Below are 5240 nucleotides of genomic sequence, written 5' to 3'. Positions count from 1 at the left end.
CGCTTCCTTCGGACCGCCTTCCAGCGGAACCTCCGGGCGCTTCGTTCTTTCGTGTTTCCAGCTTATCAGATGTTTTCCGCTCCGTTTACCGGACCAAATTCCATCGAACTCGCTTTTTGCCGCCCCTCTCGGTGCGACTCCGGAACTCTACGGGCCCGGCCTCCGACAAGCAAATCGTCCCCGCCCGGGGTCCGGGCGGAGACGACGCGAGCAACGATCAGCGGACCTCGGTGATCTCCGGGCCGCGGGCGAACGGGTCGAGCGATGCACCGCCGAAGCGGGAGCCCTCGCCCTCGGTGTCACCGGGGCCGCCGTCGGCGACCATCTGGGCGTCCTCGGGGAGCTTCAGCACGATCGGGTCGCGCGGAGCCATCGGCCCGTCACCGCGGACGACCACGGTCTGGCGGAAGACCTGCTCGAGGACCCCGGCCATCTCGGGCTGCACCGCGGCCTGGCCGGAGATCACGCCACGCAGGAACCAGCGCGGGCCGTCACAGCCGACGAACCGGACCAGCTGGGCACCCTGGGTGCCGTCGGGCAGCTGGACGGGGACCTGGGCGCGGAGGTGCCAGCCCAGCGGGCCCTCGGTCTCCTCCACCAGGCCACCCTGCTGGGTGATGCCGGTGGCGATCTCCTCGCGGACCTCGCTCCAGATGCCCTCGGACTTCGGGGCTGCGAAGGCCTGCAGCTGGATAGCGCTGTTACCGAGGACCAGGGTGGCAGCCACGATCGCGTCGCCGGCCACCTCCACCCGCAGCTCCATGCCCTCGACACCGGGGACCAGCAGGCCGCCGAGGTCGACTCGGCCTTCCTGCGGGTTCTCCAGTTCGGAGATGTCCCAGGGTCCGTCGGGGCGCGGAGCCGGCGGCAGGCCGACCCGGTCCGCCGGGTCCTGCTCGGTCACGTTCTCGCTCTCGGAGTCGGCGGAACCTTCGACACCCTCGGCCGTCTCGTCGGCGCTGATGGCATCGTCGGCGAGCTGCTCGACAGCGTCCTCGCTCTTCTGGCGACGACGGAACACGGTCACTGTCCTTCCCGGTCCAAGACCCCGGTCCAAGACCGAAGCGAATACCTGCTCGGCTACTGCGAGCCGCGGGCATGCTAGACCGCGGCGTGACCACCCGTCGATCCGAACCCGCCCTCGGCGCGTGCCGACCCGGGCAGTTCCGTCACCTCGTGGAAACGCGCCTTCTCGACCTGCTGGATGACCAGCTGGGCGATCCGGTCCCCGCGACGGAAGCTGACCTTCTCGCGCGGATCCAGATTGACGACGATCACCTTGACCTCACCACGGTACCCGGCATCGACCGTCCCTGGGGCGTTCACCAACGCAACACCACAACGAGCTGCGAGCCCCGAACGCGGGTGCACGAAGGCGGCGTAACCGTCGGGGAGGGCGATGGCGATGCCGGTCGGGAGCAGGATCCGCTCCCCGGGCGCCAGTTCGGCGTCCACCGTGGTGCGCAGGTCGGCACCGGCGTCACCGGGGTGCTCGTACGACGGGAGCGGCAGCTCGGAGTCGAGCCGGGTAATCAGGACGTCTACCGGCTGGCGGACGGTGGGGCTCACGGGTTCACCTCGAAAGCTCTGGAGCGCTTCAACAGATCGGCGTCGTCGAGGGCCTGCTTGATGTCCTCGGGACGGCCGTGCTTGGTGAAGTGTTCCAGCTTCACCTGAATGAAGAGTGCCTGAGCCCGGATCGCCACCGGTCCGTCCGGGCCGCCGATCCGGCCTTCGGCGGCGCTGTAGATCTTGCGGCCGTGCACGCCGGTGATCCGGGCGTGGATGTACAGCTCGGCGTCGACCGGGACCGGACGGAGGAAGTCGGTCTCCAGCCGCCCGGTGACGGCCGGGGTGTGCAGCAGCCAGTTCAGCGTGCCGAGCGTCTCGTCCATCGCCGTGGTGAGCACGCCACCGTGGGCCAGCCCGGGGCCGCCCTGGTGGCTGGCCTTGACCGTGAAGCGGGCCGTGACCTCCAGGCCCTCGCCCGCCACCGCGCTCAGCTGGAGCCCCTGGGGATGCTGCGGTCCGCAGCCGAAGCAGTGGTCGTAGTGCGAACCGAGCGGGGCGCCCGGAGCCGGGGCCTCGGGGGCCCTGGGCGGTACGACCGCGTCGGCGGGCGGAGTGGTCGGCGACAGGACGATGGCACCGGCGGCGGGCTCACCGGAGCCCCGAGGTGCGGGCGGGGAGACGACAGGTCCGTTCACACGCGCGACCCTACCGCCGAGTAGGTAAGGACGGACAGGAGGTTGCCGACTCCGGGCGGCCGAATCGGATATCCCGGACGCCCAGGTCAGAGCGGGGATGCCGGCGGAAGACGGAGCGGGTTGCCGGGGGCGGGGACGGGCCGGCCGCGGCCGGCGCACACAATGGGGGCATGTACGACGAACGCCTCACCGTTCCCCGCTCGTGGTGGCTGCTTCCGCTCGCGACCGGCCTCTCACTCGCGCTCATCGCGCTGCGCTTCAGCGCGGTGGCCGCCCTGATCGGACTGGTGGTCGGCATCGTGGCGGCCGCGGCGGCGCTGAGCGGCTACGGCTCGGCGCGGATCCGCGTGGTGCAGGGCTCGCTGGTCGCCGGGCAGGCCCGGATCCCGGTCGAGGCGCTCGGCGAGGCCCATCCGCTGGACCGGGACGCGGCGGTGGCCTGGCGCGGGGTGAAGGCCGATCCGCGTGCCTTCATGCTGCTGCGCAGCTACGTCCCGACCGCGCTGCGGGTCGAGATCACGGATCCGGCCGACCCGACGCCTTACGTCTACCTCTCGACCCGTTCGCCGGAGCGGCTGGCCGCAGCGCTGGCCAAGGCCCGCCAGGCCGCCCAGGGCTGACCAGCGCTCCGGGCCCGGAAACGGAGCAGGGACGGTTCCGCTGGCGCGGGACCGTCCCAGTACTCCGGTGAAGGGGTCGTGCGCAGGAGACTCCTGCCGGTGCGGCGTCGAGGACCGCGGTTTCTGCCTCCGGCCGGGGTGTACGAGGCCGGATGGGGCGTTCGCCGGGCCGACGGAAGCCGTCGGCCCCGAGGCAGGCCCGCATGGTGCCTATTCGCAGTCCCGGCAGATCGGCTGGCCGTTCTTCTCACCGGCGAGCTGGCTGCGGTGGTGCACCAGGAAGCAGCTCATGCAGGTGAACTCGTCGGCCTGCCGGGGAAGCACGCGGACCGACAGCTCCTCGTTCGACAGGTCGGCGCCCGGGAGCTCCAGGCCCTCGGCGGCCTCGAACTCGTCGACGTCGACGCTGCCGCCCGACTTCTCGTTCCGCCGAGCCTTCAGTTCTTCGATGCTGTCCTCGTTGAGGTCGTCATCGGTCTTGCGTGGGGTGTCGTAGTCCGTAGCCATTTTCGCTCTCCCCCTCTGGGTGTGTGCGGTATCTCCAGCGCACGTAACGCATGGGGGGCCGGTCTTGTGCCCGACCCGAGGCGGAGATTGTGCCTTACTTCAAGCCCCGTTACTCAATCGACACCCAGTAGCGGGCCCGTTGGAGTGATCGAGTACGGCTCCGGCCTTCTCACCCAGCGCTGCGGGGTCGTCGCGAAGCGGTCCGTGCGGCTGCCGCGCCGCGCACCCGACGGACCTCCGGATGGTCGGCAACTCTCCTTGCAGTCAAGGGCGTTGACGACCGGCCGGCAATTCCGCGCAGCCGCCTCCCGACCGTCGCCGGTCGAGTCGACAGAGGATCCATCGATCACGCTGAGCAATCAAGTCATCATATCGCGCATTCGGGTGTGAGCTTGGTCACATCTGGGACGTTTCAGGCAAAATTCGGGAAAATCGCCCGTCGTGTGTCACCTTCCCGGCGGCGGACCCGCCGCCGTCCGAGGATGTCCGGACGGCGGCGGACGTCACCGGCGGACGTCACCGGCGGACGTCACCGGCGCCCGGCGTTGGCCGCCCGGCGCGCCAGCAGGGCGGCCTGCCGCTCTTCGAAGCGCACGGCCTGGGCGTGCAGACCCTCCAGGAACAGCCCCAGCTCCTCCTGGGCCCGGGCGCCCTCGGGACCCAGCCCGTCGACCTCCATCACCTTGAGGTGGCGCAGCACAGGCTGCAGCACGTCGTCGTGGTGGATCCGCAGGTTGTACACACCGCCGATGGCGATCTGGGCGGCGGCGCGCTCGAAGCCGGGGATGCCGTGGCCGGGCATCCGGAAGTCCGTGACCACGTCGGCGATGGCCCGCATGGCCTGGTCGGGAGCGAGCTGCAGGGCGGCCTTCAGCAGGTTGCGGTAGAAGACCATGTGCAGGTTCTCGTCGTTGGCGATCTTCGCCAACAGCTGGTCGACCAGCGGGTCGCCGGCGAAGTGGCCGGTGTTGCGGTGCGAGATGCGGGTGGCCAGCTCCTGGAAGGCCACGTACGCGACGGACTGCAGCATGCTGTGCGCGTTGTCGGACTCGAAGCCCGCCGACATGTGCGACATCCGGGCCCGCTCCAGCTCGACCGGGTCCACTGCGCGGGTGGCCAGCAGGTAGTCGCGGATCGCGATGCCGTGCCGGCCCTCCTCGGCGGTCCAACGGTGCACCCAGGTGCCCCAGGCGCCCTCGCGGCCGAACATGGTGGCGATCTCGTGGTGGTAGCTGGGGAGGTTGTCCTCGGTCAGCAGGTTGACGACCAGCGCGATCCGACCCAGCGGGGTGATCTTCGACTGCTCTATCGACCAGGCGTCGCCGCCGAGCACGCCGTCGAAGTCGCGGCCCTGGCTCCACGGCACGTACTCGTGCGGCATCCACTCCTTGGCCGCCTTCAGGTGGCGGTTGAGCTCGGTCTCCACCACCTCCTCCAGCGCGAGGATCAGCTTGGCGTCGGTCCAGGCCTTCGAGGCTGGGCGCTGCACGGGTGCGATGGTCACGACTGGTGCTCCTGGGGGCGGGCAGGGACGGGGGGACGCACTGGGAACCGGGGCGGGCCCCCTCGTGTCGGGCGGGGCCGCAACCGGGGCGGACCGGCCGGAACCGGGCAGCGGCGCCTCACCTACGGCTCCGTAGGTTACGTAACCGTAAGTTGTATCGGCAGCAAAAGACAAGCCGCCCCCAGCCAGGGCTTATGCCGTTTCGGCGGCCTGGCGGGGGGCGGCACCGGATGGTCCGCGCACGGAACAGAGCGGGCCCGCACCCGACCGGGTCGGGTGCGGGCCCGTGAGTGGGCACAGGTGGGCCGTTCAGCGGCCCTGAGGGGGTTCTCAGGCGCCGGGGATCCGCACCCGCATGGTCAGGCCGCCTTCCGGGCGTGCGGTGGCCTCGATGGCGCCGCC

General features: G+C 70.6%; 6 protein-coding genes. 1 reads left to right on the top strand and 5 read right to left on the bottom strand.

What is annotated here, in order from left to right; all coding sequences use genetic code 11:
• Window positions 1-217: 217 nt before the first annotated feature.
• The 3 genes from ACWDAK_RS40515 to ACWDAK_RS40505 all read right to left on the bottom strand — a co-directional run bounded on the left by ACWDAK_RS40515 (window position 218) and on the right by ACWDAK_RS40505 (window position 2144).
• On the bottom strand, window positions 218-904 hold the full coding sequence (locus ACWDAK_RS40515; protein ID WP_425557887.1) for a DUF3710 domain-containing protein: 687 nt from the start codon (window positions 902-904) through the stop codon (window positions 218-220).
• Between the two features lie 197 nt (window positions 905-1101).
• On the bottom strand, window positions 1102-1569 hold the full coding sequence (dut, locus tag ACWDAK_RS40510; protein WP_425557886.1) for a dUTP diphosphatase: 468 nt from the start codon (window positions 1567-1569) through the stop codon (window positions 1102-1104).
• Window positions 1566-2144 carry a PaaI family thioesterase gene (locus tag ACWDAK_RS40505; protein ID WP_427396283.1) on the bottom strand — a complete coding sequence of 193 codons (579 nt, stop codon included), beginning with the start codon at window positions 2142-2144 and terminating at the stop codon, window positions 1566-1568. Before ACWDAK_RS40505 ends, dut begins: the two co-directional genes overlap by 4 nt.
• Before the next feature lie 233 nt (window positions 2145-2377).
• Between ACWDAK_RS40505 and ACWDAK_RS40500 the strand changes: the two genes are divergently transcribed.
• The gene (locus ACWDAK_RS40500) at window positions 2378-2827 is read left to right on the top strand and encodes a DUF3093 domain-containing protein (protein WP_344641547.1); all 450 of its coding nucleotides are present in this window, start codon (window positions 2378-2380) and stop codon (window positions 2825-2827) included.
• Between the two features lie 210 nt (window positions 2828-3037).
• Here ACWDAK_RS40500 and ACWDAK_RS40495 read toward each other — a convergent pair whose 3' ends face one another.
• On the bottom strand, window positions 3038-3334 hold the full coding sequence (locus ACWDAK_RS40495; protein WP_344641548.1) for a DUF4193 domain-containing protein: 297 nt from the start codon (window positions 3332-3334) through the stop codon (window positions 3038-3040).
• A 529-nt stretch (window positions 3335-3863) separates the two neighbouring features.
• Complete coding sequence (locus ACWDAK_RS40490) at window positions 3864-4838, bottom strand: acyl-ACP desaturase (RefSeq protein WP_344641549.1); 975 nt, start codon at window positions 4836-4838, stop codon at window positions 3864-3866.
• Window positions 4839-5240: the final 402 nt, after the last annotated feature.

Source organism: Kitasatospora sp. NPDC001175 (assembly GCF_053598215.1).
This window is presented reverse-complemented; position numbering and strand designations above follow the sequence as displayed.

What these genes read in the sequence shown, in the direction of transcription:
- ACWDAK_RS40500 (WP_344641547.1), top strand. Translation starts at nt 2,378, where the DNA reads ATGTACGACGAACGCCTCACCGTTCCCCGCTCGTGGTGGCTGCTTCCG.
- ACWDAK_RS40495 (WP_344641548.1), bottom strand. Translation starts at nt 3,334, where the DNA reads ATGGCTACGGACTACGACACCCCACGCAAGACCGATGACGACCTCAAC.